Source organism: Streptomyces sp. NPDC085460, from assembly GCF_044541975.1.
Taxonomy (GTDB): Bacteria; Actinomycetota; Actinomycetes; order Streptomycetales; family Streptomycetaceae; genus Streptomyces.
In genome coordinates this window covers 459,062-484,298 of sequence record NZ_JBITTO010000004.1, presented here as the reverse complement: position 1 = coordinate 484,298, position 25,237 = coordinate 459,062, and the positions used below count along the sequence as shown (strand labels likewise).

The 25,237-nt window shown below is 72.8% G+C and carries 28 protein-coding genes and 1 riboswitch; of the genes, 13 read left to right on the top strand and 15 right to left on the bottom strand.

Features of this window, described 5'->3' with window-relative positions; all coding sequences use genetic code 11:
• The first annotated feature begins 88 nt into the window (after positions 1-88).
• Entirely contained in the window at positions 89-526 is a 438-nt protein-coding gene (locus ACIGHB_RS13285; protein ID WP_399912532.1) for a hypothetical protein, read from the top strand.
• Between the two features lie 47 nt (positions 527-573).
• Here the strand turns inward: ACIGHB_RS13285 and mug are convergent, their stop codons facing one another.
• From mug to ACIGHB_RS13270, 3 genes are all read right to left on the bottom strand, one after another.
• Positions 574-1,083, bottom strand: a complete 510-nt coding sequence (mug, locus tag ACIGHB_RS13280; protein ID WP_388878737.1) for a G/U mismatch-specific DNA glycosylase — start codon at positions 1,081-1,083, stop codon at positions 574-576.
• A gap of 62 nt (positions 1,084-1,145) precedes the next feature.
• Complete coding sequence (gene purB, locus ACIGHB_RS13275) at positions 1,146-2,588, bottom strand: adenylosuccinate lyase (RefSeq protein WP_399912529.1); 1,443 nt, start codon at positions 2,586-2,588, stop codon at positions 1,146-1,148.
• Between the two features lie 148 nt (positions 2,589-2,736).
• The gene (locus ACIGHB_RS13270) at positions 2,737-3,555 is read right to left on the bottom strand and encodes an SGNH/GDSL hydrolase family protein (protein WP_399912526.1); all 819 of its coding nucleotides are present in this window, start codon (positions 3,553-3,555) and stop codon (positions 2,737-2,739) included.
• Between the two features lie 64 nt (positions 3,556-3,619).
• On the opposite strand from ACIGHB_RS13270, the gene ACIGHB_RS13265 reads away from it, so the two are divergent.
• The gene (locus tag ACIGHB_RS13265) at positions 3,620-4,678 is read left to right on the top strand and encodes a maleylpyruvate isomerase N-terminal domain-containing protein (protein ID WP_399912524.1); all 1,059 of its coding nucleotides are present in this window, start codon (positions 3,620-3,622) and stop codon (positions 4,676-4,678) included.
• 199 nt (positions 4,679-4,877) lie between these two features.
• On the opposite strand, the gene ACIGHB_RS13260 is transcribed toward ACIGHB_RS13265, so the two are convergent.
• The 7 genes from ACIGHB_RS13260 to bioB all read right to left on the bottom strand — a co-directional run bounded on the left by ACIGHB_RS13260 (position 4,878) and on the right by bioB (position 11,812).
• Positions 4,878-5,897 (bottom strand): hemolysin family protein, encoded by a 1,020-nt coding sequence (locus ACIGHB_RS13260; RefSeq protein WP_399912520.1) that lies wholly within the window; start codon positions 5,895-5,897, stop codon positions 4,878-4,880.
• A complete protein-coding gene (locus ACIGHB_RS13255) occupies positions 5,894-7,234 on the bottom strand; it encodes a hemolysin family protein (RefSeq protein ID WP_399912517.1) in 1,341 nt (446 codons plus the stop codon). The genes ACIGHB_RS13260 and ACIGHB_RS13255 overlap by 4 nt, the downstream gene beginning before the upstream one ends.
• Before the next feature lie 209 nt (positions 7,235-7,443).
• A complete protein-coding gene (locus ACIGHB_RS13250; RefSeq protein WP_399912515.1) occupies positions 7,444-7,884 on the bottom strand; it encodes a GNAT family N-acetyltransferase in 441 nt (146 codons plus the stop codon).
• Between the two features lie 159 nt (positions 7,885-8,043).
• Positions 8,044-8,388 carry a VOC family protein gene (locus ACIGHB_RS13245; protein WP_360313272.1) on the bottom strand — a complete coding sequence of 115 codons (345 nt, stop codon included), beginning with the start codon at positions 8,386-8,388 and terminating at the stop codon, positions 8,044-8,046.
• A 66-nt stretch (positions 8,389-8,454) separates the two neighbouring features.
• A complete protein-coding gene (gene bioD / locus ACIGHB_RS13240; protein WP_399912512.1) occupies positions 8,455-9,171 on the bottom strand; it encodes a dethiobiotin synthase in 717 nt (238 codons plus the stop codon).
• Between the two features lie 73 nt (positions 9,172-9,244).
• Positions 9,245-10,525: an adenosylmethionine--8-amino-7-oxononanoate transaminase gene (locus tag ACIGHB_RS13235; RefSeq protein WP_360313268.1), complete on the bottom strand. Its 1,281-nt coding sequence runs from the start codon at positions 10,523-10,525 to the stop codon at positions 9,245-9,247.
• Between the two features lie 9 nt (positions 10,526-10,534).
• Positions 10,535-11,812 carry a biotin synthase BioB gene (gene bioB, locus ACIGHB_RS13230; protein ID WP_399912508.1) on the bottom strand — a complete coding sequence of 426 codons (1,278 nt, stop codon included), beginning with the start codon at positions 11,810-11,812 and terminating at the stop codon, positions 10,535-10,537.
• A 181-nt stretch (positions 11,813-11,993) separates the two neighbouring features.
• Between bioB and ACIGHB_RS13225 the strand changes: the two genes are divergently transcribed.
• Both ACIGHB_RS13225 and ACIGHB_RS13220 read left to right on the top strand, forming a co-directional pair.
• The gene (locus ACIGHB_RS13225) at positions 11,994-13,235 is read left to right on the top strand and encodes an 8-amino-7-oxononanoate synthase (protein WP_399912505.1); all 1,242 of its coding nucleotides are present in this window, start codon (positions 11,994-11,996) and stop codon (positions 13,233-13,235) included.
• A gap of 213 nt (positions 13,236-13,448) precedes the next feature.
• Positions 13,449-13,886 (top strand): ATP-binding protein, encoded by a 438-nt coding sequence (locus ACIGHB_RS13220; RefSeq protein WP_360313262.1) that lies wholly within the window; start codon positions 13,449-13,451, stop codon positions 13,884-13,886.
• Positions 13,887-13,988: 102 nt separating this feature from the next.
• Here ACIGHB_RS13220 and ACIGHB_RS13215 read toward each other — a convergent pair whose 3' ends face one another.
• The 4 genes from ACIGHB_RS13215 to ACIGHB_RS13200 all read right to left on the bottom strand — a co-directional run bounded on the left by ACIGHB_RS13215 (position 13,989) and on the right by ACIGHB_RS13200 (position 16,501).
• Positions 13,989-14,432, bottom strand: coding sequence for a cytidine deaminase (locus tag ACIGHB_RS13215; protein ID WP_399912502.1), 444 nt, complete (start codon positions 14,430-14,432; stop codon positions 13,989-13,991).
• A 131-nt stretch (positions 14,433-14,563) separates the two neighbouring features.
• The gene (locus tag ACIGHB_RS13210) at positions 14,564-15,040 is read right to left on the bottom strand and encodes a C40 family peptidase (RefSeq protein WP_360313258.1); all 477 of its coding nucleotides are present in this window, start codon (positions 15,038-15,040) and stop codon (positions 14,564-14,566) included.
• A gap of 3 nt (positions 15,041-15,043) precedes the next feature.
• Positions 15,044-15,250, bottom strand: a riboswitch (cyclic di-AMP (ydaO/yuaA leader).
• 314 nt (positions 15,251-15,564) lie between these two features.
• On the bottom strand, positions 15,565-15,870 hold the full coding sequence (locus ACIGHB_RS13205; protein WP_360313256.1) for a hypothetical protein: 306 nt from the start codon (positions 15,868-15,870) through the stop codon (positions 15,565-15,567).
• Positions 15,871-15,877: 7 nt separating this feature from the next.
• Positions 15,878-16,501, bottom strand: coding sequence for an ATP-dependent Clp protease proteolytic subunit (locus tag ACIGHB_RS13200; RefSeq protein WP_399912498.1), 624 nt, complete (start codon positions 16,499-16,501; stop codon positions 15,878-15,880).
• A gap of 58 nt (positions 16,502-16,559) precedes the next feature.
• On the opposite strand from ACIGHB_RS13200, the gene ACIGHB_RS13195 reads away from it, so the two are divergent.
• Entirely contained in the window at positions 16,560-16,859 is a 300-nt protein-coding gene (locus ACIGHB_RS13195) for a type II toxin-antitoxin system Phd/YefM family antitoxin (protein WP_388878786.1), read from the top strand.
• A gap of 148 nt (positions 16,860-17,007) precedes the next feature.
• Here ACIGHB_RS13195 and ACIGHB_RS13190 read toward each other — a convergent pair whose 3' ends face one another.
• On the bottom strand, positions 17,008-18,012 hold the full coding sequence (locus ACIGHB_RS13190) for an ABC transporter permease (protein WP_399912494.1): 1,005 nt from the start codon (positions 18,010-18,012) through the stop codon (positions 17,008-17,010).
• A gap of 139 nt (positions 18,013-18,151) precedes the next feature.
• Between ACIGHB_RS13190 and ACIGHB_RS13185 the strand changes: the two genes are divergently transcribed.
• The 8 genes from ACIGHB_RS13185 (at position 18,152) to ACIGHB_RS13150 (ending at position 25,223) form a co-directional block, all read left to right on the top strand.
• A complete protein-coding gene (locus ACIGHB_RS13185) occupies positions 18,152-18,784 on the top strand; it encodes a TetR/AcrR family transcriptional regulator (protein ID WP_399912492.1) in 633 nt (210 codons plus the stop codon).
• Positions 18,785-18,946: 162 nt separating this feature from the next.
• Entirely contained in the window at positions 18,947-19,249 is a 303-nt protein-coding gene (locus ACIGHB_RS13180; RefSeq protein ID WP_360322443.1) for an urease subunit gamma, read from the top strand.
• 15 nt (positions 19,250-19,264) lie between these two features.
• Positions 19,265-19,648, top strand: coding sequence for an urease subunit beta (locus ACIGHB_RS13175; RefSeq protein WP_399912488.1), 384 nt, complete (start codon positions 19,265-19,267; stop codon positions 19,646-19,648).
• Positions 19,641-21,362 (top strand): urease subunit alpha, encoded by a 1,722-nt coding sequence (locus ACIGHB_RS13170; protein ID WP_399912485.1) that lies wholly within the window; start codon positions 19,641-19,643, stop codon positions 21,360-21,362. The genes ACIGHB_RS13175 and ACIGHB_RS13170 overlap by 8 nt, the downstream gene beginning before the upstream one ends.
• Complete coding sequence (locus ACIGHB_RS13165; protein WP_399912482.1) at positions 21,362-22,030, top strand: urease accessory protein UreF; 669 nt, start codon at positions 21,362-21,364, stop codon at positions 22,028-22,030. Before ACIGHB_RS13170 ends, ACIGHB_RS13165 begins: the two co-directional genes overlap by 1 nt.
• Positions 22,031-22,058: 28 nt before the next feature.
• The gene (gene ureG / locus ACIGHB_RS13160; protein ID WP_399912479.1) at positions 22,059-22,754 is read left to right on the top strand and encodes an urease accessory protein UreG; all 696 of its coding nucleotides are present in this window, start codon (positions 22,059-22,061) and stop codon (positions 22,752-22,754) included.
• Complete coding sequence (locus ACIGHB_RS13155; protein WP_399912476.1) at positions 22,751-23,497, top strand: urease accessory protein UreD; 747 nt, start codon at positions 22,751-22,753, stop codon at positions 23,495-23,497. Before ureG ends, ACIGHB_RS13155 begins: the two co-directional genes overlap by 4 nt.
• Positions 23,498-23,636: 139 nt before the next feature.
• Positions 23,637-25,223: an alpha/beta hydrolase gene (locus ACIGHB_RS13150; RefSeq protein ID WP_399912473.1), complete on the top strand. Its 1,587-nt coding sequence runs from the start codon at positions 23,637-23,639 to the stop codon at positions 25,221-25,223.
• Positions 25,224-25,237 lie beyond the last annotated feature (14 nt).

Here is a 25,237-nt window from a genome sequence, read left to right as displayed (position 1 = left end):
TTCCGCGAGCCGCGGCCCCCGTACCCTCCGCGAGCGGAGGCGGACTGACGGGGCGCCAACTGTCAGTGCCGGACGGTTTACTGGGCACATGACCACGACACGCTTTCTGTCGGACCTCGACTTACTGCGGTCGCGGGAGTTCCCGGCACGGCCGGCGCGCTCCGGCCACGTCGACAGCGGGCCGGGCTTCCATGTCGCCGCGCTCGCCACCAGCGAGGAGTTCCGCGAGGGCGGCGGGAGCCACCGGGAAGTCGTCGGGGAGCAGTACGAGGCCGAGCGGGACGGGCTGGCCGCGGTACTCGCGGCGCGCTGGGGCGAACCGGACCACATGAGCCTGTGGTCGCTGCGGGACCGCAGCGTGGAGGGGGAGCCGCTGCCGGAGCCCTGGTCCGGCCTGTGCGCGCACGTGCCGGACCTCATGCTCTGGCGTGTGGGCGCCCGATGGATCGGGCTGGGCGTCGCGCAATGGGGCGAGGACCTGCCGTTCCAGCTCCTCGCCGTCATCACGGACGTGGATCCGCCGTAGGTGTGGCCGCAGCCGTCGGTACGCCGCCGATACGTACCTGGGCCGGGTTACGTACCCGGCTTCGCGGCCGGCAGGCCGGCGGCCTCCCGCAGGCGGGCGTACTCCTCGGCCATCGTGGCCACCGTCCAGTGCGCGTTGAGCCCGCTCGGATTGGGCAGCGCCCAGATCCGGGTCGTCCCGATGGTCCGCTCCTGCGGGCCGATCGCCGCCTTAGGTTCGCCGAACGCCGTGCGGTACGCGGTCACGCCGGCGACCGCCAGCCAGCGGGGTTTCAGCCGCAGGACCTTCGCGGTGAGGACGCGGCCGCCCTCGGCGTACTCCTCGCGGCTCAGTTCGTCGGCGCGGGCGGTCGGCCGGGCGGCGACGTTGGTGATGCCGAGACCGTACGCGAGCAGCTCGTCCTGCTCGTCGGGGCGCAGCAGGCGGGGAGTGAAGCCGGCGAGGTGGAGCACCGGCCAGAAGCGATTGCCGGGGCGGGCGAAGTGGTGGCCGGTCGCGGCGGTCATCAGGCCCGGATTGATGCCGCAGAAGAGAACGGCGAGGCCGCCCTCGGCCACGTCGGGGACGACGCGGTCGCGGGCGGCCTCCAGTTCCTCACGGGTGAACCGGCGGGTCCGGGTCAGAGGATCGCCCCGGGGGTGTAGGCGGCGGCCTCCGGGTGCTGCTTGACGAGCTCCTCGATCCGGGACACCACGGTGGCGACCTGGTCGGCGGCGGCGCCGGTGAAGGAGAGCTTGTCCGCCATCAGCTCGTCGAGCTGCGCGCGGTCCAGCGGGATGCGGTCGTCGGCGGCGAGCTTGTCGAGCAGCTCGTTGCGCTCGACGCCCTGCTCGCGCATCGCGAGGGCGGAGGCCACCGCGTTCTCCTTGATCGCCTCGTGGGCGAGCTCGCGGCCCACGCCGGCGCGGACCGAGGCCATGAGGACCTTGGTCGTGGCGAGGAAGGGGAGGTAGCGGTCGAGCTCGCGGGCGACGACGGCCGGGAAGGCGCCGAACTCGTCGAGCACGGTGAGGAAGGTCTCCAGCAGGCCGTCGAGCGCGAAGAACGCGTCCGGCAGGGCCACGCGGCGGACCACGGAGCAGGACACGTCGCCCTCGTTCCACTGGTCGCCGGCGAGCTCGCCGGTCATCGAGGCGTAACCGCGCAGGATGATCATGAGGCCGTTGACGCGCTCGCAGGAACGGGTGTTCATCTTGTGCGGCATCGCGGAGGAGCCGACCTGGCCGGGCTTGAAGCCCTCGGTGACGAGCTCGTGGCCGGCCATCAGGCGGATCGTCTTGGCGATCGACGAGGGGCCGGCGGCGAGCTGCACCAGCGCGGTGACCACGTCGTAGTCGAGGGAGCGCGGGTAGACCTGGCCGACCGAGGTGAAGGCGTGCGCGAAGCCGAGGTGGCCGGCGATCCGCTGCTCAAGGTCGGCGAGCTTGCCGGCGTCGCCGCCGAGCAGGTCGAGCATGTCCTGGGCCGTGCCGACGGGGCCCTTGATGCCGCGCAGCGGGTAGCGGCCGAGCAGGTCCTCCAGGCGCGTGTACGCCACGAGGAGCTCGTCCGCGGTGGTCGCGAAGCGCTTGCCGAGGGTGGTGGCCTGGGCGGCGACGTTGTGCGAGCGCCCAGCCATGACGAGCTCGCCGTACTCGGCGGACAGCTTGCCGAGGCGCGCTAGAACGGCGACCGTGCGGTCCCGGACCAGCTCCAGGGAGAGCCGGATCTGGAGCTGCTCGACGTTCTCCGTGAGGTCGCGGGAGGTCATGCCCTTGTGCACGTGCTCATGGCCGGCGAGGGCGTTGAACTCCTCGATGCGCGCCTTCACGTCGTGCCGGGTGACCTTCTCGCGCTCGGCGATGGAGCCGAGGTCGACCTGGTCGAGGACGCGCTCGTAGTCGGCGATCGCCGCGTCCGGGACCTCGATCCCGAGGTCCTTCTGGGCACGCAGCACGGCGAGCCACAGCTGGCGCTCCAGCTTCACCTTCTGCTCGGGGGACCAGAGGACGGCGAGCTCCGCGGAGGCGTAGCGGCCGGCCAGGACGTTGGGGATACGGGGCTTCACAGTCGCAGCAGTCACGTGTCCAGAGTTTACTGGTGATTTCTGCAGGCCAGCGCCGTGGTCTCGGCTGGAGCTTGCTACGAGACCCAGCTCACGCCGGCGACGGCGGCGACGGCCTTCAGACCTCGGACCCGGCCGCGGATCAGACCTCGGACCGGGCTGCGGATCAGGTCTCGGACTCGGCTGCGGATGTGGCCGCGGAACCGGTCTCGTATCCCGTCTCGTACGGCAGCAGCTCGGGTCGCTTCGGAGGGCGGCCGTCGCCGGACGAGCGGCCGGTGAGCCGGCGGCCGATCCACGGGCCGAGGTGCTCCCTGGCGAAGCGGGCGTCCGCGGTGCGGCGCGCGACCCAGCCCGGTCCCGCGGCAGCCGGCAGCGGGGCCCGCCAGTCGTCCTCGGCGGTGAGTCCCAGCGTCTGCCAGACGGCCTCGGCCACCCGCCGGTGGCCGTCGGCGGTGAGGTGCAGCCGGTCCACGTCCCACAGCCGGGGGTCGCCGAGAACCGGCACCCCGTACAGGTCGACGACGAGCGCGCCGTGCCGGGCGGCCAGCTCGTCGATGTGGGTGAAGAGCTCCTCCATGCGGGGGCGGAAACGCTCCATGACCGGACCGTTCCGGCCGGGGCTCCGCATCAGGACGAGCTGCCCGCAGGCAGGTGTGAGGTGTTCCACGGCCTCGGTCAGGAGGTCCTTCACGCGGACCATGTCGACCTTGGGCCGGAGCGTGTCGTTGAGGCCGCCGACGAGGGTGACGACATCGGCCTTCATCTCGGCGGCCAGGGGAACTTGCTCCTCGACGATCTGTCCGATGAGCTTTCCCCGGACGGCGAGGTTCGCGTACCGGAAGCCCGGTGCGCGGGTCGCGAGCCGGCCCGCGAGGACGTCCGCCCAGCCCCGGTAGGAGCCGTCGGGCCTCAGGTCCGACATACCCTCGGTGAAGCTGTCCCCGACGGCGACGAGACTGTTGTACGTGGCATTGATCTCCATGGCGGACCTGATCATACCGTGCGGTATGCGCGGGTGCCGTGGAGAACCCGGGAGGGGAAACCCGATGAGCGACGCGCTCCTGAACGCCCTGGCCGACGCGCTGGCCGGGCTGGTGACCGCGGTCGAGACCAGCGACGAGGACACCCTGGACCCCGACACGGCCGGGAGGTGGCTGGAGGGCACCGCCCACGCGCTCTCCGGACTCGGCCGGACCGACCGGAGCACCCTCGACGGACTCCTCCGCGCCACGGCGCTGCGCCGGCCGCCGGGCCCCTCGCGTGACGAGCTGCTCAGGGTCACCGCTGTTCTGCGCCTCACCGAGGACGCCGCCCAGGACGCCCAGGACGCCCAGGACGCCCAGGACGCACACCTCGCCGTCGTCGACGCCGTCGCCGAGCGGGCGGTTCGGTACGCGGACACCGTCAGGGACGCCGATCCCGCGACGCCCGTGCCGACCTGCCCCGGTTGGACGCTCGCCCACCTGACGCGCCACCTCGGCACCGTCCACGACTGGGCCGCGCACCTCGTGACCGTGCGCCCCGCCACCCGCGTACGCGCCGGGGACCTGGCCCTCGACCCGCCGGCCGACCCGTCCTCGTACGCCGACTGGTTCAGCGTCCACGCGGAGGGGTTCACGACCGCGGCGCGCGCCGCCGACCCGGCGGCGCCGGTGTGGTCGCCGGGCGCCGACCCGTCCGTACGCCACTACCCGCGTCATGTGCTCGCCGAGACCGTCGTCCACCTGGCCGACGCCGAGATCGCGCTCACCGGCACGGCCGCGCCGCTCGACCCCGGGACTGCCGCCGACGCGCTCGACCACTTCCTCACCACGGCGCCCCACGTGCCGTGGATCGCCGAACCGCTCGCCCATCTCGACCGTGACGGCGCCGTCCTGCGCCTGGTCGCGCGCGACAGTGGTGTCGTCTGGACGCTCGTTCTCGGCGGGGGCGGTTTCAGCTGGAGCCGGGGGAGCGGCGGCGTCGAGCCGACCGCGAGCGTGACGGCGGACGCGGGTGAACTCCTCCTGCTGATGCACCGCCGGTACCCCGCCGACGATCACCGCTTCACTCTCGCCGGCGACCGCGACGTCCTCAACGACTGGCTCACGGTCGCCGCGCTCTGACGCACCTCGGCTCTGACAGGCCGCGCTCTGGACACGGCGTGCTCTGTCGCGCCGCGCTGTGACACGGCGTGCTCTGTCGCGACGCGCTCTGAACACCCGAACATGGCTGCGTACCCATACCCCCGGGCGGCAGCGGGAAGGGCCCCGGGATCCGAGATCCCGGGGCCCTTCCCTGTGCAGGTGCCCACGCACCGTGTCGTCACGGCCCCGCCGGGCGGCCCACCAGTTCGCGCAGCACGTCCTCCATCGTCACCAGGCCGGCCAGCTTGCCGTCCTCGTCGAGCACCGCGGCGAGATGCGTGCGGCTGCGGCGCAGCGCCGTCAGCACGTCGTCCATCGGCGTCGCCGCGCGCACGCGGGCGATCGGCCGCAGCGCCGACACCGGGAACGGCAGGTCGCGCGGCGTGATGTCCAGGGCGTCCTTCACATGGAGGTAGCCCAGGATCCGGCGGTCGGAGTCGACCACGGGGAAGCGGGAGAAGCCCGAGGTGGCGGACAGTGCCTCCAGCTCCTCCGGGGTGGTGCCCACCTGCGCGTACATCACCTTCTCCACCGGCATGACCACGTCCCGCACCGGGCGGCGGCCCAGCTCCAGGGCGTCGTGCAGACGCTCGGTCGCGCGGTCGTCGAGCAGACCGGCGTCGCTCGCGTCGGTGACCATCCGTGCCAGCTCGTCGTCCGAGAACGTCGCCGACACCTCGTCCTTCGTCTCCACCCGCAACAGCTTCAGCAGCAGGTTCGCGAAGGCGTTGATGGTGAAGATGACCGGCCGCAGCGCGCGGGCCAGGGCCACCAGCGGCGGGCCGAGGATCAGCGCGCTCTTGGTCGGTTCGGCGAGCGCGATGTTCTTCGGGACCATCTCGCCGAGCAGCATGTGCAGGTAGGTGGCCACGGTCAGCGCGATCACGAACGAGATCGGGTGGACCAGACCGTGCGGCACGCCGATGGCGTCGAAGACGGGCTCCAGCAGGTGCGCGATGGCCGGCTCGGCCACGATGCCGAGCACCAGGGTGCACAGCGTGATGCCGAGCTGCGCCGCCGCGAGCAGTGCGGAGACGTGCTCCAGCCCCCAGACGACGCTGCGGGCCCGCCGGTCGCCGGCTTCGGCGAGCGGCTCGATCTGGCTGCGCCGGACCGAGATCAGGGCGAACTCGGCCCCGACGAAGAAGGCGTTCACGACCAGCGTCAGCAGGCCGATCAGCAGTTGGATCGCGGTCATCGGTGCGCCTCCCCGGCCTCGTCTTCGTCCTGGGGGAGCGGCGCGTGCATCAGGACGCGCGCGGCGCGGCGCCCGGAGGCGTCGACGACGTCGAGGTGCCAGCCGCCCAGTTCCACGCTGTCGCCGACGGCCGGGATCCGGCCCAGCGCCGTCGCGAGGACACCGGCGAGGGTCTCGTACGGTCCGTCCGGCACCTTCAGGCCGATACGTTCCAACTGGTCGGTACGCGCGGCTCCATCGGCCGACCACAGCACCCGGCCGTCCTGGTCCTCACCCACGTGCGCCAGGTCGGGGGTCTCGTGCGGGTCGTGTTCGTCGCGGACCTCGCCGACGACCTCCTCGACGATGTCCTCCAGGGTCGCGACGCCGGCCGTGCCGCCGTACTCGTCGATGACGACAGCCATCGTCTGTTTGCCGGAGAGCCGGTCGAGCAGTTTGTCCACCGTCAGCGTCTCGGGCACGAGCAGCGGCTCGCGCGCGATGTCGCCCACGCGGCGCAGCCGCCGCGCGGCGGCCGGTATGGCGAGGACGTCCTTGATGTGGGCGATGCCCACGACCGTGTCGAGGTTGCCCCGGTAGACGGGGAAGCGGGAGAGACCGGTGGCGCGCGTGGCGTTCGCGACGTCCTCGGCGGTGGCCTGCACCTCCAGCGCGGTCACCTGGACGCGAGGCGTCATCACGTTCTCGGCGGTGAGCTCCGCGAGGTTCAGTGTGCGAACGAACAATTCCGCCGTGTCAGCCTCCAGGGCGCCCTCCTTCGCCGAGTGGCGTGCGAGCGCCACCAGCTCCTGGGGGGAACGCGCGGACGCGAGCTCCTCGGTGGGCTCCATGCCCAGGCGGCGCAGGATCCGGTTGGCGGTGTTGTTCAGGTGGCTGATCAGCGGCTTGAACGCGGCCGTGAACACGCGCTGGGGCGTCGCCACGACCTTCGCGACGGCGAGGGGCGAGGAGATCGCCCAGTTCTTGGGCACCAGCTCGCCGACCACCATGAGAACCACGGTGGACACGGCGGTGCCGAGGACCAGGGCGACCGAGGAGGCCACCGAGGGGGAGAGGCCGAGCGCCTCGACCGGGCCCTTGATCAGCTTGGAGATGGAGGGCTCGGAGAGCATGCCGACGATCAGGTTGGTGACGGTGATGCCGAGCTGCGCGCCGGAGAGCTGGAACGTGAGCGACTTGACGGCCTTGAGGGCGCCGGCCGCGCCGCGTTCGCCGCGCTCGACGGCCGCTTCGAGCTCGCCCCGTTCGACGGTGGTCAGCGAGAACTCCGCCGCCACGAACGCGCCGCACGCCACGGCGAGGAGGAGCGCCACCAGGAGCAGAAGCACTTCGGTCATCGGTTCACCTCCGTCCCATGATCAGTCAGCGGGATGCGGAGCGCGCGATGTCGGTCGCCGGAATCGGAACCGGTGCTTTCGGTGAGGGAGGCACCAGTACTACTGGGAGGCTCGCCCATGGGCGGACGTTCACACCTTTCGGTCGTCTCGGTCGTAACGGTGGTCTGAAGGAGATCCCATGGTAAAGGACCGGCAAAACGGCCGGTCGATCACCCGGTGAAGGGCTTCACCCACCGGCGCCACTGGTCCTGGCGCTCGTACCCCGCCGCGCCCCAGGCATGGTGGGCGCGCTCGTTCGCCTCCAGGACCATTGCGTCCGCGCGGCGTCCGCCGAGCGCGGCGAAACGATCCTCCGCCGCCTTCAGCAGGACCTTGGAAAGGCCGCGCCGACGGTACGACGGGAGCACCGCGAGCCGGTAGAGCGAGGCGCGCCAGCCGTCCCAGCCGGCGATAACGGAGCCGACGATACGGTCGTCACCGTCCACGGCGAGGATCAGGGCCTCGGGGTCGCGGTCGAGGAGCCGCTTCACCCCGTCGACGTCGTCGGAGATGGAGGTGCCCTCGGCGGAATCGCGCCAGAAGGCGAGCACGGACTCGGCGTCGGAGGGCACGGCGGTACGGATCCGGGTCTGCGTCGGTATGTCGATCATGGCTCGATCCCACCACGTGGGTACGGACGTCGCCAGCACATTCCGTTCCGTGGGAAACGGCGACAGACGTCGGCCGGCCACGACGCCGTGGGCCGCGCGTCAACCGACGATGACGACATGCGCCGCGCGTCAATCCACGACGACGCCGTGCGCCGCGCGTCACCCCGTGACGAAGCAGAACTCGTTGCCCTCCGGGTCCCGCATCACCTGGAAGGACCCCTGCTCGTCGGTGACGAGCCCGCCGACGCGGACCGCGCCGCGCGGCGCCCACTCGCCGGCCGCCGCCTCCGGATCGGGCACCTCCAGATCGAGGTGGAGCCGGTTCTTCGCCGCCTTGCCCTCGGGCACACGCTGGAAGGCGACGCGGACGAACCCGGGCGGGTCCACGTACGACCAGTCGGCGCTCCGGTCGACGGGTTCCCCGCCGAGGAGCTCCGCCCAGAAGCGGACCAGCGCGGCCGGATCGCCGCAGTCGAAGACGAGTTCCTGAACCTGTGCGCGCATGCCGTCACTCTACGGAGGGGGCACGCGCGCGTGGGCCCGGGAAACGCATCGACACGCGCCGACGGATCAGGCCCCGGCGGCGCGCGCGAACGCGTCCGCGTCCCACGTGCCGCCGAGTGCGGGGGCGAGCCAGCCGCCCGCCGCCGCGCGGAAGACCGCCGGGTCCAGCGCCCCGGAGCCCTCCGGCACCGCGCCGAGCAGCGGCGCGCCGGCCGCGTCCGGCAGGTCGGCCAGATTGCACAGAGCCGCGAGGTCCGGTGCCGCAGGCCAGCTGCCGACGACCACGCCGAGCTGCTCGATCCCGCGTGCGCGCAGCGCCTCCGCCGTCAGCGCCGTCGAGTTCAGCGTTCCGAGTCCGGCCGGCGCGACCACGAGGACGGGTGCGCCGAGCAGCCGGGCGGCATCCGCGAGCGTGCCGCCGTCCTCGTCGAAGCGGACGAGCAGCCCGCCCGCGCCCTCGACGAGCACCAGGTCGTGCGACGCGGCGAGCTCCCGGGCGGCCTCGGCGACCCGAGCGGGGCCGACCGGGGCCATCGCGGCGCGCCGGGCGGCGGTGGCCGGGGCGAGGGGTTCGGGATAGCGGGCCAGCTCGGCGGAGGTCTTCGCTCCCGAGAGCCGCAGCACCTCGTCGGCGTCGCCGCGCTCCTCGGGCGTCAGCCCGGTCTGGGCGGGCTTGAGGACCGCGACCGAACGTCCGGCGGCGACCGCCGCGGCGGCGACCGCCGCCGTGACGACGGTCTTGCCGATCTCCGTCCCCGTCCCGCTGACGACGACGATGCTCATGATGTTCCCTTCTCTGCGCCCGCGCGGGTGGCGTCCGGACGAGTCCGCCCGGACGCCACCCGCGCGGGCTGTATCAGCCCGCGGTGGCCGCGGCGCGCACGGCCGCGCAGATCCGCGCCAGATCGGCGTCGTCCGTCACATACGGCGGCATCGTGTAGATGAGGTCCCGGAACGGGCGCAGCCAGACGCCCTCCCGCACGGCAGCCCGGGTCGCCGCAGCCATGTCGACCTCGTGGTCGAGCTGGACGACGCCGATCGCGCCGAGCACCCGGACGTCGCGGACACCCGGGACGTTCTCGGTGCCGGCGAGGCCGTCGCACAGTCCGTTCTCGATCCGCTTGACCTCCTGCGCCCAGTCCCCGGAGAGCAGCAGGTCGATGGAGGCGCAGGCGACGGCCGAGGCCAGCGGGTTGCCCATGAACGTCGGCCCGTGCGCGAGCACGGGCACCTCGCCCTGGGAGATGCCGTCGGCCACTGTGCCGGTGCACAAGGTCGCCGCCATCGACAGATAGCCGCCCGTCAACGCCTTGCCCAGGCACATCACATCGGGGGAGACCCCGGCCTGGTCCGCGGCGAACAGCGTGCCCGTGCGGCCGAAGCCCGTGGCGATCTCGTCGAAGACGAGCAGTACGTCGTGTGCGTCGCACGCCTCGCGCAGCACCCGCAGATAGGCGGGGTCGTGGAAGCGCATGCCGCCCGCGCCCTGCACCACCGGCTCGACGATCACCGCGGCCAGTTCGTCCGCGTGCCGCCCGATCGTGGCGCGGAGCAGCTCGGCGTACGACTCCTCGTACGCGGCCGGCGGCGCGTCGACGAAGACCTGCTGCTGGAGCACGCCGGACCACAGCTGGTGCATCCCGCCCTCGGGATCGCACACCGACATCGGCTGCCAGGTGTCGCCGTGGTAGCCGCCGCGCCAGGTCAGCAGCCGCCGCTTGGCGGGCCGGCCCAGCGAACGCCAGTACTGCAGGCACATCTTGGCCGCGACCTCGACCGCGACGGAGCCGGAGTCGCTGAGGAAGACGTGCCGCAGCGGCTCGGGCGTGATCTCGACGAGCCGGGCGGCGAGACGTACCGCCGGCTCGTGGGTGAGGCCGCCGAACATCACGTGGCTCATCTTGTCGAGCTGGCCGCGCGCCGCCTCGTTGAGGACCGGGTGGTTGTAGCCGTGCACAGCCGACCACCACGAGGACATGCCGTCGATCAGCTCGGTCCGTCCCTCGGCCGGCTCGGCGAGGTGCAGTCGCACACCGGACGCGGATTCGACCACCAGCGGCTCCGTACGGCCCGGCATGGGGCCGTACGGATGCCACACGTGCGCCCGGTCCAGGGCGAGGAGTTCGTCGTTGCGCATCGTCACCCGTTACGCGTTCGGCGCGAGGTCCGTACCGGCCCCGCGACGGCGCACCGCCACCAGGTCGGTCCTGGCCTCCGAGGCGCCGGCGGGCACGGTGACCGGAGCCTCGGCCGGGGGAGCCGCGTGGCCGCCGCCGCACGGACCGCAGCCGCTACCAGCACTGGCCGTCCCGTCCGCGTCGGCTTCCGCGTGCGCGCCGCAGCCGCCGCCCGCCCCGGAGCCGCAGCCGCCCGCCGAGGCGTGCGAACCGCAGCCGCCACCCTTCGCCGCGAGCGCGTCGGCGCGGTGGGCGGGCAGCGTGGTCGTCCCCGCGCCCTCCACCTCGAAGCCGGCGTCCGCGATCATGTCGAGGTCGGCCTTGCCGGCCTGGCCCTCGCTGGTGAGGTAGTCGCCCAGGAAGATCGAGTTGGCGATGTTCAGTGCCAGCGGCTGCATCGACCGCAGGTGGACCTCGCGGCCGCCGGCGATCCGCACCTCCACGTCGGGGCAGACGAAGCGGACCATGGCGAGGATCCGCAGGCAGCGCTGCGGGCTGAGGTTCCACTCCTTCGCCAGCGGCGTCCCCTCGAAGGGGATGAGGAAGTTGACCGGCACCGAGTCCGAGTCCAGCTCGCGCAGGGCGAAGACCACGTCGACCAGGTCCTCGTCGGTCTCGCCCATGCCCGCGATCAGGCCGGAGCAGGCCGAGAGGCCCGCCGCGTGCGCCTTCTGCACGGTGTCCACCCGGTCCGCGTAGGTGTGGGTGGTGGTGATCTCGCCGTACGTGCCCTCGGAGGTGTTGAGGTTGTGGTTGTACGCGTCGGCGCCGGCCGTCTTCAGCCGCTCCGCCTGACCGTCCGAGAGCAGACCGAGGCAGGCGCACACCTCGACGCCCTCGTTCTGCTCCTTGATCGCCTCGATGGTCCTGCCGACCCGCTCGACGTCCCGGTCCGTCGGACCGCGCCCGCTCGCCACCAGACAGACGCGCTTGGCACCGCCGGCGATGCCGGCGGCGGCCGCGTCGGACGCCTCGTCCGGCTTCAGCCAGGTGTACTTGAGGATGTCGGCCTTCGAGCCGAGCCGCTGCGAACAGTACGAGCAGTCCTCGGGGCACAGACCGGACTTCAGGTTGACCAGGTAGTTCAGCTTCACCCGCCGCCCGAACCACTGACGGCGCACCTTGCCGGCCGCCGCCACCACATCGAGCAGGTCGTCGTCGGAGGTCGCCAGCACGGCGAGCGCTTCTTCACGGCTCGGCGACTCGCGCCGCAGCCCCTTCTCCACCAGCGTGTTCAGCAGGTCCATAAGCGCTGATCCTTGCCTACGGCACACCCCCCGGCCAAGGAGGATCTGAACAAACGCGCCCGATGGAGGTGTGTGTATGACCACATCCCGACCTCGGCCCGCTGCCGTTAGGGTCTGTGCGCTGCCTACAAAAGGTGCCGGCACAGGGCGCCGACAGAGGTGCCGACAGAAGGAACGCCGAATGTCCCAGGTCCAGCCGCCCCAGCCGACCCAGCGGATCCAGCCGACCGAGCCGATCCGGCCGCCCCAGCCGATCCGGCCGACCGAGCACCCACACCGCTCAGCCTTCGACTGGACCGGTGCGGAGGCGCGCCGCCGGGCCGAGGCCGGACTGGTGCGGACGCTGCGACCGCGCCCCGCCGCATCGGACCTGCTCGACCTGGCGGGCAACGACTACCTCGGCCTCACCCGGCACCCCGAGGTCACCGGCGCGGCGGCCGAGGCGGCCCGCCGCTGGGGCGCCGGCGCGACCGGTTCGCGTCTCGTCACCGGCACGACCCGGCTGCACACCCGGCTGGAGGAGGAACTGGCCGCGTTCTGCGGCTTCGAGGCCGCCCTCGTCTTCTCGTCCGGCTACACCGCCAACCTCGCCGCGCTCACCGCGCTGGGCGGCCAGGGCGCGCTGATCGTGTCCGACGCCGCCAACCACGCCTCGATCGTGGACGGCTGCCGGCTCGCCCGTGCGGAGGCCGCCGTGGTGCCGCACGCCGACCCCGAAGCCGTACGCAAGACGCTGGAGGCGCATCCGGGACGGCGAGCCCTTGCCGTCAGCGACTCCGTCTTCTCGGTCGACGGCGACCGTGCACCGCTGGAGGAGCTCGCCGCCGCCTGCCGCGAGCACGGCGCCGGGCTCGTCGTGGACGACGCGCACGGTTTCGGCGTGCTCGGCGCGGGCGGACGCGGCGCGCTGCACGGCGCGGGGCTCGCGGGCGACGAGGACGTGGTCGCCACTCTCACGCTCTCCAAGTCGCTGGGCAGCCAGGGCGGTGCGGTCCTCGGCCCGGCCCGGGTGATCGAGCACCTGGTCAACGCGGCGCGGACGTTCATCTTCGACACCGGGCTCGCCCCGGCCGCCACGGGCGCGGCGCTCCAGAGCCTCCGGCTGATCGCGGCCGATCCGGGCCTCGCCGAGCGGGCGCGTACGGTCGCGACCACCCTGCACCGTGAGCTCACCGGGGCGGGATTCACCTCGGCCCGGCCGGACGCGGCCGTGGTGTCGGTCCGTGCACCGGGGCCGGAGGAGGCGCTGGGGTGGGCGGCCGACTGCCGTGAACACGGCCTGTCCGTGGGGTGCTTCCGACCGCCGTCGGTGCCCGACGGGATCTCGCGGCTGCGCCTGACGGCCCGCGCCGACCTCACGGACGCGCAGATCGAGCAGGCGGTCGCGACCATCGTGCGGACCGCGCCGGCCGGAGCGCGCTGACCCGGGTGCCGTGCCCCGGCCGTGTCCGGTGTCCTGGCGGCGGGCTCGGTCGGTCCGGCCCAAGGGCGGCTCCGTGGCCGAGAGTTCACCGCTTCGGGCGACGTAACGGGGCATATCTTGGGAGAACGCCCCACCCCGGCCCGGGTTCGGTGACAGGCTGACGCCGAGTGCGATCCGGGGCGACGGCCCCGGCGGGAAAGGGACGACGTCGCCATGGCAGATCACCAGGAAGCATCCGTCACGCTGCCGAGCGATCCCGCCGCGGTCGCCACGGCGCGGAGGTTCGTGGCGGACGTGCTCGGCCGCTGGGGGCTGGATGACCTGGGAGATCCGGCGGACTCGATCCGGCTGATGGTCTCGGAGCTCGCGACCAACGCGGTGCAGCACACTTTTGGGCAGTCGCCCACCTTCACCGTCGAGCTGCGGCTCGACCGCGAGGAGGTGCTGAGGGTCGGCGTGACCGACAGCCACCCGCGGTTTCCGCGACGGCTGCCTGCAGCCGTCCAGCAGGACAATGGGCGGGGCATGGCGATCATCCGGGTCCTGGCGGCGGAGGCCGGTGGCCGGCTCTCGGTCACGCCGACCGCCGAGGGCGGGAAGACCGTGTGGATCACGCTGCCGTGGGCCGCGGCCGCCGTCCCCGCCTGCTGAACGGTCTGTCACTTCCGCCCAGGCGCCCCGCGCTTCCGCCCGACGGTCCGAGGCTCCCGCCCGACGGTCCGAGGCTCCCGCGTCACGGTCCGACGCCTCCGCTCATTCGGAGTGCATCTTGGTGGAGGGCCACACGCCGCCGGCGAAGTGAGGGGCCCAGTAGTACGGGTTGACCTCGATGAGCTTGCGGGAGAGCCAGCGGGCCGGGTCCTCGGGGTCGGGTACGCCGACCTCGACGTCGGGGCCCCAGAGCGCGAGCCGCTCCTGGCAGATGCCGCACGGGGGCAGGATGACGTAGCGGCCGTCCTCCGGGTCGCGGAAGACGCAGACGGAGGCGGTCACCCGGCGGTCGAGGGTGTACGCCTGGCAGTACGCTCCGGTCTCCTGGCACAGGGTGACGCTGCCGTGGATGTTGTCGAAGCCGACGCTCGTCAGGATGCGGCCGTCGTCGAGGCGGACGGCGGCGGCTCCGCCGGCCTCGTCGGCGGGCCAGCGGCGGTCCAGTTGAGCGACCGCGGCGTCGACGAGAGCTTGATCAAGTGCCATCGCCGCATCCTAGGCAAGGACTGGGTAGATGCCTAGGGCAGCCCGCGGTGGGGCGGGGACGTGCTCGGCGCCCGCGGTGCGGGGTGCGGCGGCGCCACCGCACCTCGGGGACGACCGCGGGCGCCGGTGGGTCAGCGCACGCGCCCGTAGTAGACCTTCGAGGACCAGATCTTGTCGAGCTTCACCCAGGAGCCGGTCTTGGGCGAATGCCAGATCTTGCCGCCGCCGGCGTAGATCCCGACGTGATAGACCCGGCCGCCCGAGTGGAAGAAGACGAGGTCCCCCTTCTGCCGGCTGGAGGCGGAGATGTGCCGGGTCTTGTTGTACTGCTGCTGCGCGGTGCGGGGCAGCGACTTGCCCGCCTTCTTGTACGCGTAGAGCGTGAGCCCGGAGCAGTCGAAGCGGGTGGGTCCCGTCGAGCCGTACCGGTAGGGCGCGCCCTTCTTCGAGGCTGCGACGCCCAGTGCCTTCGTCGCGTGGGAGGTGGCTGCCTGGGCCTCGGGTGCCGCTCCGGGTGCGAGGAGCGTGCCGCCGACGGCGGCGAGGGTGAGAGCCGAGACGGCTCCCGCCCGGGACAGCAGGGACGGGACATGCATCTGCGCAGTCATGCGCAACCCTTCGTCAGCCGCCTGTGAAGGATGACCTGTCGGGTTCGGGCAGGCGAAGATGCCCGGCCGCGGCTGCGGCTTCACCCCAAGGGACGGCCGCGCTGGGGAATCAGCGCGGTCGACCCGTACTGCTCGGGTCCTCCACTCCTGCCGAACCAATCCTGTCGACCAGACGTCCGGGACAGCGGCAGGACTCGGCGTCCGCCCGGACCGCCCCGCCTGGGTGGCGGGGGCTTGTCGTCGTCGAGGATCTTGACCCACAGGTCGGGCGAAAACCGAGTGGAAACGGCGTTATGTGAGGCTCCTCACGACTGATCCATACGGGTGGACAAGTGGGTTTCGTGATCGTCGTAGGTTTGGCCGACGAGCCCCGTACCAGCGTCGGAATGTCCCATTCCGCCAAATGCGTACACCTGTTGCGCAACTTGCCCGCTTCACCTGTCGATCCCGCGACTACGCCGAACGGGGGATCGATTCTGCGTCCCGTGTCGGCCGTCCGGGGCTCGACACGACACGTCGGAATGTCAACTCGCGCGTGTTTCGGGCACGGTGACGCGCGCCGCCCGCCGCTCGCCGTCCAACACCCGCAGCGCGCAGGCCAATGTCTCGGCGTGGACCTCGCTCTCGCCCCGCATATGCATGAGTGTCAGAGCGTCGCGAAGCGCGTCGACCCGGCCGGCCAGCGCTTGAGCGGCGCGCAGGGCTCCATAGGTATGCGTCGTCCTGGATGGATTGATCTTCCCCAGGAGGTCGACGACTTCGAGGTACGCGTCGATGAACTGCCCCTCGGCGCGCGTCAGGGCGGGCAGCGGCGGAAGCTCCGGGACCATCGCGGACTCACCGGGCGGTCGGGTCGGAGGCGGCCCGGCGGTCGCTGACGATGTGGTCGACCAGGCCGTACGCCAGTGCGGCGGGCGCGTCGAGGACGGTCGGGCGGTCGGTGTCGGCGGCGACCCGCTCCTCGTCGTGGGCGGTGTAGGCGGCGAGCAGTCGCGTCATGACACCGCGCAGCCGGTCCAGTTCGCTCGCCTGGAGGTCCAGGTCGGACGGCTGGCCGGTGAACGGCTCGTCCAGTACGGGCTGGCGCAGGGTGATCCGGGCGCCGGGCAGCATCATCCGCTTGCCGGGCGCGCCCGCGGCGAGGAGCACCGCCGCCGTGGAGCCGGCCTGGCCGAGGCAGGTCGTCTCCACGTCGCTCGCCAGGCTCCGCATCGTGTCGTGGATCGCGGTCATCGCGGTCATGGAGCCGCCGGGGGAGTTGAGGTACAGCGCGATGTCCCGCCCGGGCTCGGCGTGGTCGAGGTGCAGCAGCTGGGCGATGACATCGGTCGCGGCGACGTCGTCGACCGGCGTGCCGAGGAAGACGACCCGGTTCTCCAGGAGCTTCGCGTACGGGTCGAGGGTCCGGGTGCCGTAAGAGGTCCGCTCCGAGAACTCCGGCAGCACATGGCGTGCGTACATGAGGAGTGCCTCCTTCTGTAAAAAATGTACAGGACGTACAGACCGTAAGATGAGGAGCATGACCTACGAGATCCCGGTGACGCAAGCGCGGGCGGAGCTCGCCGACCTCATCAACCGCGTGGTGTACGGCGGCGAGCGCGTGGTCGTGACCCGCCACGGGAAGCCGCTCGTCGGCCTGGTCTCCGCCGCCGACCTGGAACGACTCGAGAAACTGGAGGCCGAGACGCAGGACACGCCCGTCGAGTCGGTGATCCGTTCGCTGTCCGAGACGGGAGTGGCCGGCGGCCTCGGTTCCGCCGCGGGTGAACAGCGCCGCTTCGGCATCGCCGCCCACCACCGGGACCCCGGCGCGAGCTGACCGCCGCGGCGAGCCCGGCGCGAGCCGACCGTCACCCGGAGCTCGGCGCGAGCCGACCGTCGGGCCGGCTTCCTCTCCCCGTGTCATGAGAATGCCGCGTGCCCCCGACCGTCACGTCGGGGGCACGCGGCGTCGGGGTGCGCGCGGGTCAGGCCGTCGCCGCCGGGGTCCGGGTCGTGGCCGTGGCCGGTACAGGGGCCGGCTCGGTCCGGCGACGCCCGCCCAGTGCCAGGGCCGACAGGCCCGCGGCCGCCCAGAGGGAGAGGACGAGCAGCGGTCCGCCGGCCCCGGCTCCGTCGAAGGAGGAGACGGAGCGCAGGGCCGTACCGGCCGCGCCCGGCGGGAGCCACTGGCCGATGAGGCCGAACCCGGTCGGCAGGAGTTCGGGCGCTCCGGCCATGCCGGAGAAGGCGTTGCCCGCGAGGACCGTGAGTACCGCGGCGAGACCGAAGCCGGGCTTGCCGAGCAGAGTGGCGAGTCCCGCGAAGGCCGCGCCGATCGCCAGGACGGTCAGGGCCAGTACCCCGGCCTCGGCCCAGACGTTCCCCGCCAGTGCGCCGAGCCAGCCGTGCGCGAGCGCCGCGCCGGTGAGCCCCGTGAGTGCGGCGGCGCCGACGAGGGTGGCGGCCGCGCGGGTTCCGCGCAGGCCGAGGAGCAGGGTGGCCACGCCGGTGGCGGCGCCCGCGATGGCGAGCGGGAGCAGGCTCGCGCCCAGGACGGCGCCGCGCGGATCGCCGGCGGGCAGGGCGACGACGTCGGTCACCGGCACGGTCCGGCCCTCGGCGGCGGCCGGTCCGGTGACGGCCTCGCGCAGCAGGCCGGCGACGACCGGGCTGCCGGCGGAGGCGGTCAGCAGTTCCGGGCCGGCCGGGGTGACGACCACCGCTCCGTAGACCTCGCGGTTCTCGACGGCGGAGCGCGCGGCGGCGGCGTCCTCGTACCGGTGGATCTCGAAGGCTCCCTCCCGGTGGGCGAGTTCGCCGGCGACCCGGTCCGCCGCGACGGCCGGGCCGGCCACGCCGATGGGCAGGTCGCGCGGTGCCATGCGGGCGGCGGGCCAGGCGAAGGTCCACAGGACGAGGGCGGCGAGTGCCGGGACGAGCAGCAGTACCGCGAGGACTTTGCGCCCCGCGGGGGCGGTGGCGGCGGACATGGCGGCCTCGATTCGCAGGTTCGGACGGCGGGCGCGTCGGAGGAGATCAAAAAGAAGGATCGTTCGTTTTGCCGTGCTCTCACTGTCCGCCGGGGTGTCGAAGTTGTCAAGAATGAATATTCGTTTTACCTTCAGGGCTATGGCCCGTGTCTCCCAGGAACACCTCGACGCCCGCCGCCGCCAGATCCTCGACGGCGCCGCCCGCTGCTTCGCCCGCAACGGCTTCCACGCCACCTCCATGCAGGACGTGCTCACCGAGGCCGGGCTCTCCGCCGGGGCCGTCTACCGCTACTTCCGCGGCAAGGACGAGCTGATCGCGGCCATCGCCGAGGAGACCTTCGCGCGCATCCGCGGCGCCTTCGCCGAGGCCACCGAGGCGAGCCCGCCGCCGCTGCCGGACGTGCTGATCGCGCGGGTGCTGACGATCGTCCTGGAGGGGCGGATCGCGGGCGGCGAGCGGCAGGCGTTCGCCCGGCTGGTCATCCAGGTGTGGGCCGAGACCCTCCGCGACGAGGCCCTGGCGAAGACCCTCGCCCAGGGCTTCGACGGTATGCGGGAGATCTGGGCGGAGCTGGTCGAGGCGTACCGCGCGAACGGCCTCGTCCCCGCCGACGTCTCCTCCGCGCACATGGCCCGCACCCTCATCGCCACCGTCCAGGGCTTCATCGCCCAGCAGGCGCTCTTCGGCGACGTCGAGATCGACGCCCTGCGCGACGGGCTGCGCGGGCTCATGTCGATGGGCGCGCCCACCCCCGCCCCGCCGGTCCGATGATCATCGAATCGCAAAGCGGGAGTTAACGCGCCGGAAAAACTTCCGCCCTAACGTGCAATGTCCGGCCGTCCACCGCATCTTGACTGTTCAACAGAGTGTTGACGGTCGGTAGGGTCCGCAGCTGTCCGGGTGCGGCCCGGTGGACGACTGTGAGGTGGAAGAGTGCAACTGAGCCCGCACGAGCAGGAACGCCTGCTCATCCATGTGGCCGCCGACGTGGCGGAGAAGCGCCGCGCGCGCGGGGTGAAGCTCAACCATCCCGAGGCCGTCGCCCTCATCACGGCACACATCCTGGAGGGCGCCAGGGACGGGCGTACCGTCGCCGAACTCATGGCCTCCGGACGCAAGGTGCTCTCCCGCGACGACGTCATGGCCGGCATCCCGGAGATGATCCACGACGTCCAGGTCGAGGCCACCTTCCCGGACGGCACCAAGCTCGTCACCGTCCACGACCCGATCGTCTGACGGGGGCCGGCACCGATGATCCCCGGAGAGATCCTCTACGCGGACGGGCCCGTGCCCCTCAACGAGGGCCGCCCCGTCACCCGCCTCACCGTCCTCAACGCCGCCGACCGGCCCGTCCAGGTCGGCTCCCACTACCACTTCGCCGAGGTCAACCCCGGTCTCGACTTCGACCGGCGGGCCGCCCGCGGCAAGCGGCTGCACATCGCCGCCGGTACCGCCGTGCGCTTCGAGCCCGGCATCCCCGTCGAGGTCGAACTCGTGCCGATCGCCGGCCACCGGATCGTCCCCGGCCTGCGCGGCGAGACCGCCGGCCCCCTCGACGCGCCCGCCGACCCGGCCGCCCCCGCCGCCGCTGACTCCGTCCCCGCCGAAGCCTCCGCCGGAGCCCCCCGTGCCTGACCTCCACCGCGCCGTGTACGCCGACCTCTTCGGCCCCACCACCGGCGACCGCATCCGGCTCGCCGACACCGACCTGCTCGTCGAGATCGAGGAGGACCGCTCGGGCGGACCCGGACGGGCCGGCGACGAAGCCGTCTTCGGCGGCGGCAAGGTCATCCGCGAGTCGATGGGCCAGGCCCGCACCACCCGGGCCGAAGGCGCCCCCGACACCGTGATCACCGGCGCCGTCGTCCTCGACCACTGGGGGATCGTCAAGGCCGACATCGGCATCCGGGACGGCCGGATCACCGCCCTCGGCAAGGCCGGCAATCCCGACACCATGGACGGCGTCCACCCCGCGCTCGTCATCGGTCCCGAGACCGAGATCATCGTCGGCAACGGACGGATCGTCACCGCCGGCGGCGTCGACGCCCACGTCCACTTCATCTCGCCGACCGTCGTCGAGCAGGCGCTCGCCACCGGGATCACCACCCTGGTCGGCGGCGGCACCGGCCCCGCCGAGGGCACCAAGGCCACCACCGTCACCCCCGGCCCCTGGCACACGGCCCGGATGTTCGAGGCGCTCGACACCTTCCCCGTCAACATCGGCCTCTTGGGCAAAGGCACAACCATGTCCCGCGAGGCGATGCACTCCCAGCTGCGCGGCGGAGCCCTCGGCTTCAAGATCCACGAGGACTGGGGGGCCACCCCCGCCGTCATCGACGCCTGCCTGGGCGTCTGTGAGGAGACCGGCGCCCAGCTCGCCATCCACACCGACACCCTCAACGAGGCCGGATTCGTCGGTGACACCCTCGCCGCCATCGGGGGCAGGACCATCCACGCGTACCACACCGAGGGCGCGGGCGGCGGGCACGCTCCCGACATCATCACCGTGGTGTCCGAGCCGTACGTGCTGCCCAGCTCGACCAACCCCACCCGGCCGCACACCGTCAACACCATCGAGGAACACCTCGACATGCTGATGGTCTGCCACCACCTCAACCCGGCCGTCCCCGAGGACCTCGCCTTCGCCGAGTCCCGGATCCGGCCCTCCACGATCGCCGCCGAGGACGTCCTCCACGACCTCGGCGCCATCTCGATCATCTCCTCCGACTCCCAGGCCATGGGCCGGATCGGCGAGGTGATCCTGCGGACCTGGCAGACCGCCCACGTCATGAAGAAGCGGCGCGGCGCGCTGCCGGGGGACGGCCGCGCCGACAACCACCGGGCGCGCCGCTACGTCGCCAAGTACACGATCAACCCGGCGGCCGCCCAGGGCATGGACCACCTCGTCGGCTCCGTCGAACCCGGCAAGCTCGCCGACCTCGTCCTGTGGGAGCCGGCCTTCTTCGGCGTCAAACCGCTCGTCGTCCTCAAGGGCGGCCAGATCGCGTACGCCCAGATGGGCGACGCCAACGCCTCCATCCCCACCCCCCAGCCCGTGCTGCCCCGCCCCATGTTCGGCGCCCTCGGCAAGGCGGCCGCCGCCGGCTCCGTCAACTTCACCGCCGAGGCGGCCATCGAGGACGACCTGCCGCAGCGGCTCGGTCTGGGCAAGGAGTTCGCCCCGATCCGCTCCACCCGCCGCGTCACCAAGGCCGACATGCGGGAGAACGACGCCCTGCCGCGCGTCGAGGTCGACGCCGACACCTTCACCGTCACCATCGACGGCGAAGCGGTCGAACCCGCCCCCGCCGCGGAGCTTCCGATGGCCCAGCGGTACTTCCTCTTCTGATGGCCGCCTCCCGTTCCGCGCTCCTGGTGCTCGCCGACGGACGCTTCCCCGCCGGCGGGCACGCCCACTCCGGCGGCGCCGAGGCCGCCGTCAAGGCCGGGCGCATCCGCGACGCCGCCGGACTGGAAGCCTTCTGCCGTGGGCGTCTGCACACCGCGGGCCTCACCGCGGCGGGCCTCTCAGCCGGCGCGGCCCTCGGGCTCGATCCGTACGCGCTCGACGAGGCCGCCGACGCCCGCACCCCCTCGCCCGCCCTACGCGCCGCCGCCCGCCGGCTCGGCCGACAGCTGATGCGGGCCGCCCGCGCCGCCTGGCCGAGCCCGGAACTCGACGCGCTCGCGTCCGCGTTCCCGCGAGGCGCGCACCAGCCCGTCGTCCTCGGTGCCACCGCGCGGGCGGCCGGCCTCGGCCCCGAGGACGCCGCCCACTGCGCCGCGTACGAGACGGTCGGCGGGCCCGCGACGGCGGTCGTACGCCTGCTGGGCCTCGACCCGTACCAGGCGACCGGGGTCCTCGCCCGGCTCGCCCCCGAGATGGACGCGGTCGCCGACCGGGCCGCCTGCGCCGCCCGCGAGGGCGTCGACGCGCTGCCCGCAGCCTCCGCGCCGCTCCTCGACATCACCGCCGAGCAGCACGCGGCCTGGCCCGTCCGCCTCTTCGCCTCCTAGCCCCTCCGATCCAAGGAGCAGTCGTTCCATGCACCTCGACCACGGCCACACCCACCACGGCGCCGTCTCCGCCGACGCCCACCGGCCCGACGGCACCCGGCGCGCGCTGCGCGTCGGACTCGGCGGCCCGGTCGGTTCCGGCAAGACCGCCACCGTCGCCGCGCTCTGCCGCACCCTCCGCGACACGCTCTCGCTCGCCGTCGTCACCAACGACATCTACACCCGCGAGGACGCCGAGTTCCTGCTCCGCGAAGCGGTGCTGCCGCCCGAGCGCATCGCGGCCGTCGAGACCGGCGCCTGCCCGCACACCGCGATCCGCGACGACATCTCCGCCAACCTCGAAGCCGTCGAGGAGCTGGAGGACAGCGTCGGCCCGCTCGACCTGATCCTCGTCGAGTCCGGCGGCGACAACCTCACCGCCACCTTCTCCAAGGGCCTCGTCGACGCGCAGATCTTCGTCATCGACGTCGCGGGCGGCGACGACATCCCCCGCAAGGGCGGCCCCGGCGTCACCACCGCCGACCTCCTCGTCGTCAACAAGACCGACCTCGCCCCGTACGTCGGCTCCGATCTCGGCCGGATGGCCCGCGACGCGGCCGAGCAGCGCGGCGACCTGCCGGTGGCGTTCACCTCGCTCCGCTCGGAGGAAGGCGTCACCCCGGTCGCCGCGTGGGTGCGCGCGCGGCTCGCCGAGTGGACGGCTGTGCAGGCGCCCACCGCATGAGCCTGCGCGCCACCGCCCGGATTGCCGCCGAGTCCGACGGCACCCTGCCGGTCCTGGTGAGCGACGGGCCGTTCGCCCTGCGCCGTACCCGCGCCGCCGCGCCCGGCTGGTCGCGGGTGACGGTGGTCGGCGCGATGAGCGGCCCGCTCGGCGGCGACCGGCTCGCGATCGAGGCGGAGGTACGCGACGGGGCGAGGCTGCGGGTCGACTCGGCCGCTGCCACGCTGGCCCTGCCCGGACGCACGGGGGAGCCCGCGGCGTACGAACTCCGGCTCCGGGCGGGCGCCGACGCGGTGCTGCACTGGCTGCCCGAGCAGCTGGTCAGCGCCCACGGCTCCGACCTCCGCGCGCGCACCCGCGTCGACCTCGCCGCCTCCGCCCGGCTCGTCCTGCGCGAGGAACAGATCCTCGGCCGGCACGGCGAGCCGCCCGGCACCCTGCTCTCCCGGCTCACCGTCCACCGCGCTGGGCGGCCGCTGCTCGACCAGGAACTCTCGTACGGCCCCGGGGCACCCGGCGGCTGGGACGGCGGCGCCGTCCTCGCCGGTCACCGGGCCACCGGCCAACTCCTCGTCGTCGACCCGGCGTACGAGGAGGCGCCGCCGGCGGCGCGCCCGCTCGGCGAGCTCGCGGCGCTGACCCCGCTCGCCGGCCCGGCCGTCCTCGTCACCGCCGTGGCCCCCGACGCGCTCGCGCTGCGCCGGATCCTCGACGCGGCGCTCGACGAACTCAGCACCGGATGAGGGGATTCCGGGTGCACCGCTCAGCGGATGCCGCACTCCGGTTATTAGTTCGGCAAAGAAACGCGCGTTCGGAATGACGTTCTCGCCTCCCTGGCGAAAGGATCGCTCGAACAGACGATCACCCACAGGGGGAGGACTTGTGAGACGACGCACCACAGTGCTCGGCTCCGCCGGCACACTCATCGTCGGCACGCTCGTCGCGGGCGCGCTCGCCGCTCCGGCCGCGAGCGCCGACAGCGACGCGCGCCACGGCCGCGTCACCGAGGCGACCGGAGTCGCCGTCGCCGCCGCCCGCGCGGCCCGCGCCGGCATCGACTGGCAGGACTGCCCCGCCGACTGGGGCCTGGAGAAGCCGATCCAGTGCGGCTGGGTCACCGTGCCCGTCGACTACGCGAAGCCGCACGGGAAGAAGATCAAGATCGCCGTCGACCGGATCGCCGCCACCGGCACGCCGGCCGAGCGCCAGGGCGCGCTCCTCTACAACCCCGGCGGCCCCGGCGGTTCCGGCCTGCGCTTCCCGCGCCGCGTCACCACCCAGAGCAAGATCTGGGCGAACACCGCCAGGGCCTACGACTTCGTCGGCTTCGACCCGCGCGGCGTCGGCAAGTCCGCCCCGATCTCCTGCGTCGACCCGACCGAGTTCGTCAAGGGCCCCAAGCTCGACCCGGTCCCCGACAGCGAGGCCGACAAGCGGGCGCAGCGCAAGCTCGCCGCGGAGTACGCCGAGGGCTGCGCCGAGAAGAGCGGCGACATGCTCCCGCACATGACGACGCCCAACACCGCGCGCGACCTCGACGTCATCCGCGCCGCCCTCGGCGAGCGGAAGCTCAACTTCGTCGGCGTCTCGTACGGCACCTACCTCGGCGCCGTCTACGGCACCCTCTTCCCGACCCACGTGCGCCGCATGGTCCTGGACAGCGTCGTCAACCCGTCGACCCGGTCGATCTGGTACGAGGCCAACCTCGGCCAGGACATCGCCTTCGAGGGCCGCCTCACCGACTGGATGACCTGGGTCGCCGAGAACGACGCCGCGTACCACCTGGGCGACACCCTCGCCGAGGTCCGGCAGCAGTGGGACAGCCTGCGCGCCGCCGCCAAGAAGGCGCCGCTCGGCGGCAAGGTCGGTCCGGCCGAACTCGTCGGCTTCTTCCAGAACGCCCCCTACTACGACTCCATGTGGGCGCCCGTCGCCGAGGCGTGGAGCGCGTACGCCGCGGGCGACCCGCAGCCGCTGATCGACAACGCCGCCGCCGACCTCACCGACACCGCCGGCAACATCGCCGCCGAGAACGGCAACGCCGTCTACACCGCCGTCGAATGTGCGGATGCCCCGTGGCCGACCAGCTGGAGGAAGTGGGACCGCGACAACTCCCGCCTCCACGAGAAGTACCCGTTCATGACGTGGGCGAATGCCTGGATGAACCTCCCCTGCGCCACGTGGAGCGTACCGAGCCGGAAGCCCGTGGAGGTGAGGACCGGCAAGGGCCTGCCGCCCGTGCTCATCGCGCAGGCCGAGCGTGACGCCGCCACCCCGTACGAGGGCGCTGTGGAACTGCACAAGCGCTTCAAGAGCTCGCGCCTCATCACGGAGCGGGACGCCGGCTCGCACGGCATCACCAACCTCGCCAACCCGTGCCTCAACTCCAAGGTCGAGGACTACCTGCTGACCGGCAGGCTGGACGCCACGGACCAGACCTGCGCCCCGCACGCCGCCCCGCGGCCGTGACGCCCGGCTGCCGG

What these genes read in the sequence shown, in the direction of transcription:
- ACIGHB_RS13285 (WP_399912532.1), top strand. Translation starts at nt 89, where the DNA reads ATGACCACGACACGCTTTCTGTCGGACCTCGACTTACTGCGGTCGCGG.
- ACIGHB_RS13270 (WP_399912526.1), bottom strand. Translation starts at nt 3,555, where the DNA reads ATGGAGATCAATGCCACGTACAACAGTCTCGTCGCCGTCGGGGACAGC.
- ACIGHB_RS13265 (WP_399912524.1), top strand. Translation starts at nt 3,620, where the DNA reads ATGAGCGACGCGCTCCTGAACGCCCTGGCCGACGCGCTGGCCGGGCTG.
- ACIGHB_RS13260 (WP_399912520.1), bottom strand. Translation starts at nt 5,897, where the DNA reads ATGACCGCGATCCAACTGCTGATCGGCCTGCTGACGCTGGTCGTGAAC.
- ACIGHB_RS13255 (WP_399912517.1), bottom strand. Translation starts at nt 7,234, where the DNA reads ATGACCGAAGTGCTTCTGCTCCTGGTGGCGCTCCTCCTCGCCGTGGCG.
- ACIGHB_RS13250 (WP_399912515.1), bottom strand. Translation starts at nt 7,884, where the DNA reads ATGATCGACATACCGACGCAGACCCGGATCCGTACCGCCGTGCCCTCC.
- ACIGHB_RS13245 (WP_360313272.1), bottom strand. Translation starts at nt 8,388, where the DNA reads ATGCGCGCACAGGTTCAGGAACTCGTCTTCGACTGCGGCGATCCGGCC.
- bioD (WP_399912512.1), bottom strand. Translation starts at nt 9,171, where the DNA reads ATGAGCATCGTCGTCGTCAGCGGGACGGGGACGGAGATCGGCAAGACC.
- ACIGHB_RS13235 (WP_360313268.1), bottom strand. Translation starts at nt 10,525, where the DNA reads ATGCGCAACGACGAACTCCTCGCCCTGGACCGGGCGCACGTGTGGCAT.
- bioB (WP_399912508.1), bottom strand. Translation starts at nt 11,812, where the DNA reads ATGGACCTGCTGAACACGCTGGTGGAGAAGGGGCTGCGGCGCGAGTCG.
- ACIGHB_RS13225 (WP_399912505.1), top strand. Translation starts at nt 11,994, where the DNA reads ATGTCCCAGGTCCAGCCGCCCCAGCCGACCCAGCGGATCCAGCCGACC.
- ACIGHB_RS13220 (WP_360313262.1), top strand. Translation starts at nt 13,449, where the DNA reads ATGGCAGATCACCAGGAAGCATCCGTCACGCTGCCGAGCGATCCCGCC.
- ACIGHB_RS13215 (WP_399912502.1), bottom strand. Translation starts at nt 14,432, where the DNA reads ATGGCACTTGATCAAGCTCTCGTCGACGCCGCGGTCGCTCAACTGGAC.
- ACIGHB_RS13210 (WP_360313258.1), bottom strand. Translation starts at nt 15,040, where the DNA reads ATGACTGCGCAGATGCATGTCCCGTCCCTGCTGTCCCGGGCGGGAGCC.
- ACIGHB_RS13205 (WP_360313256.1), bottom strand. Translation starts at nt 15,870, where the DNA reads ATGGTCCCGGAGCTTCCGCCGCTGCCCGCCCTGACGCGCGCCGAGGGG.
- ACIGHB_RS13200 (WP_399912498.1), bottom strand. Translation starts at nt 16,501, where the DNA reads ATGTACGCACGCCATGTGCTGCCGGAGTTCTCGGAGCGGACCTCTTAC.
- ACIGHB_RS13195 (WP_388878786.1), top strand. Translation starts at nt 16,560, where the DNA reads ATGACCTACGAGATCCCGGTGACGCAAGCGCGGGCGGAGCTCGCCGAC.
- ACIGHB_RS13190 (WP_399912494.1), bottom strand. Translation starts at nt 18,012, where the DNA reads ATGTCCGCCGCCACCGCCCCCGCGGGGCGCAAAGTCCTCGCGGTACTG.
- ACIGHB_RS13185 (WP_399912492.1), top strand. Translation starts at nt 18,152, where the DNA reads ATGGCCCGTGTCTCCCAGGAACACCTCGACGCCCGCCGCCGCCAGATC.
- ACIGHB_RS13175 (WP_399912488.1), top strand. Translation starts at nt 19,265, where the DNA reads ATGATCCCCGGAGAGATCCTCTACGCGGACGGGCCCGTGCCCCTCAAC.
- ACIGHB_RS13165 (WP_399912482.1), top strand. Translation starts at nt 21,362, where the DNA reads ATGGCCGCCTCCCGTTCCGCGCTCCTGGTGCTCGCCGACGGACGCTTC.
- ureG (WP_399912479.1), top strand. Translation starts at nt 22,059, where the DNA reads ATGCACCTCGACCACGGCCACACCCACCACGGCGCCGTCTCCGCCGAC.
- ACIGHB_RS13155 (WP_399912476.1), top strand. Translation starts at nt 22,751, where the DNA reads ATGAGCCTGCGCGCCACCGCCCGGATTGCCGCCGAGTCCGACGGCACC.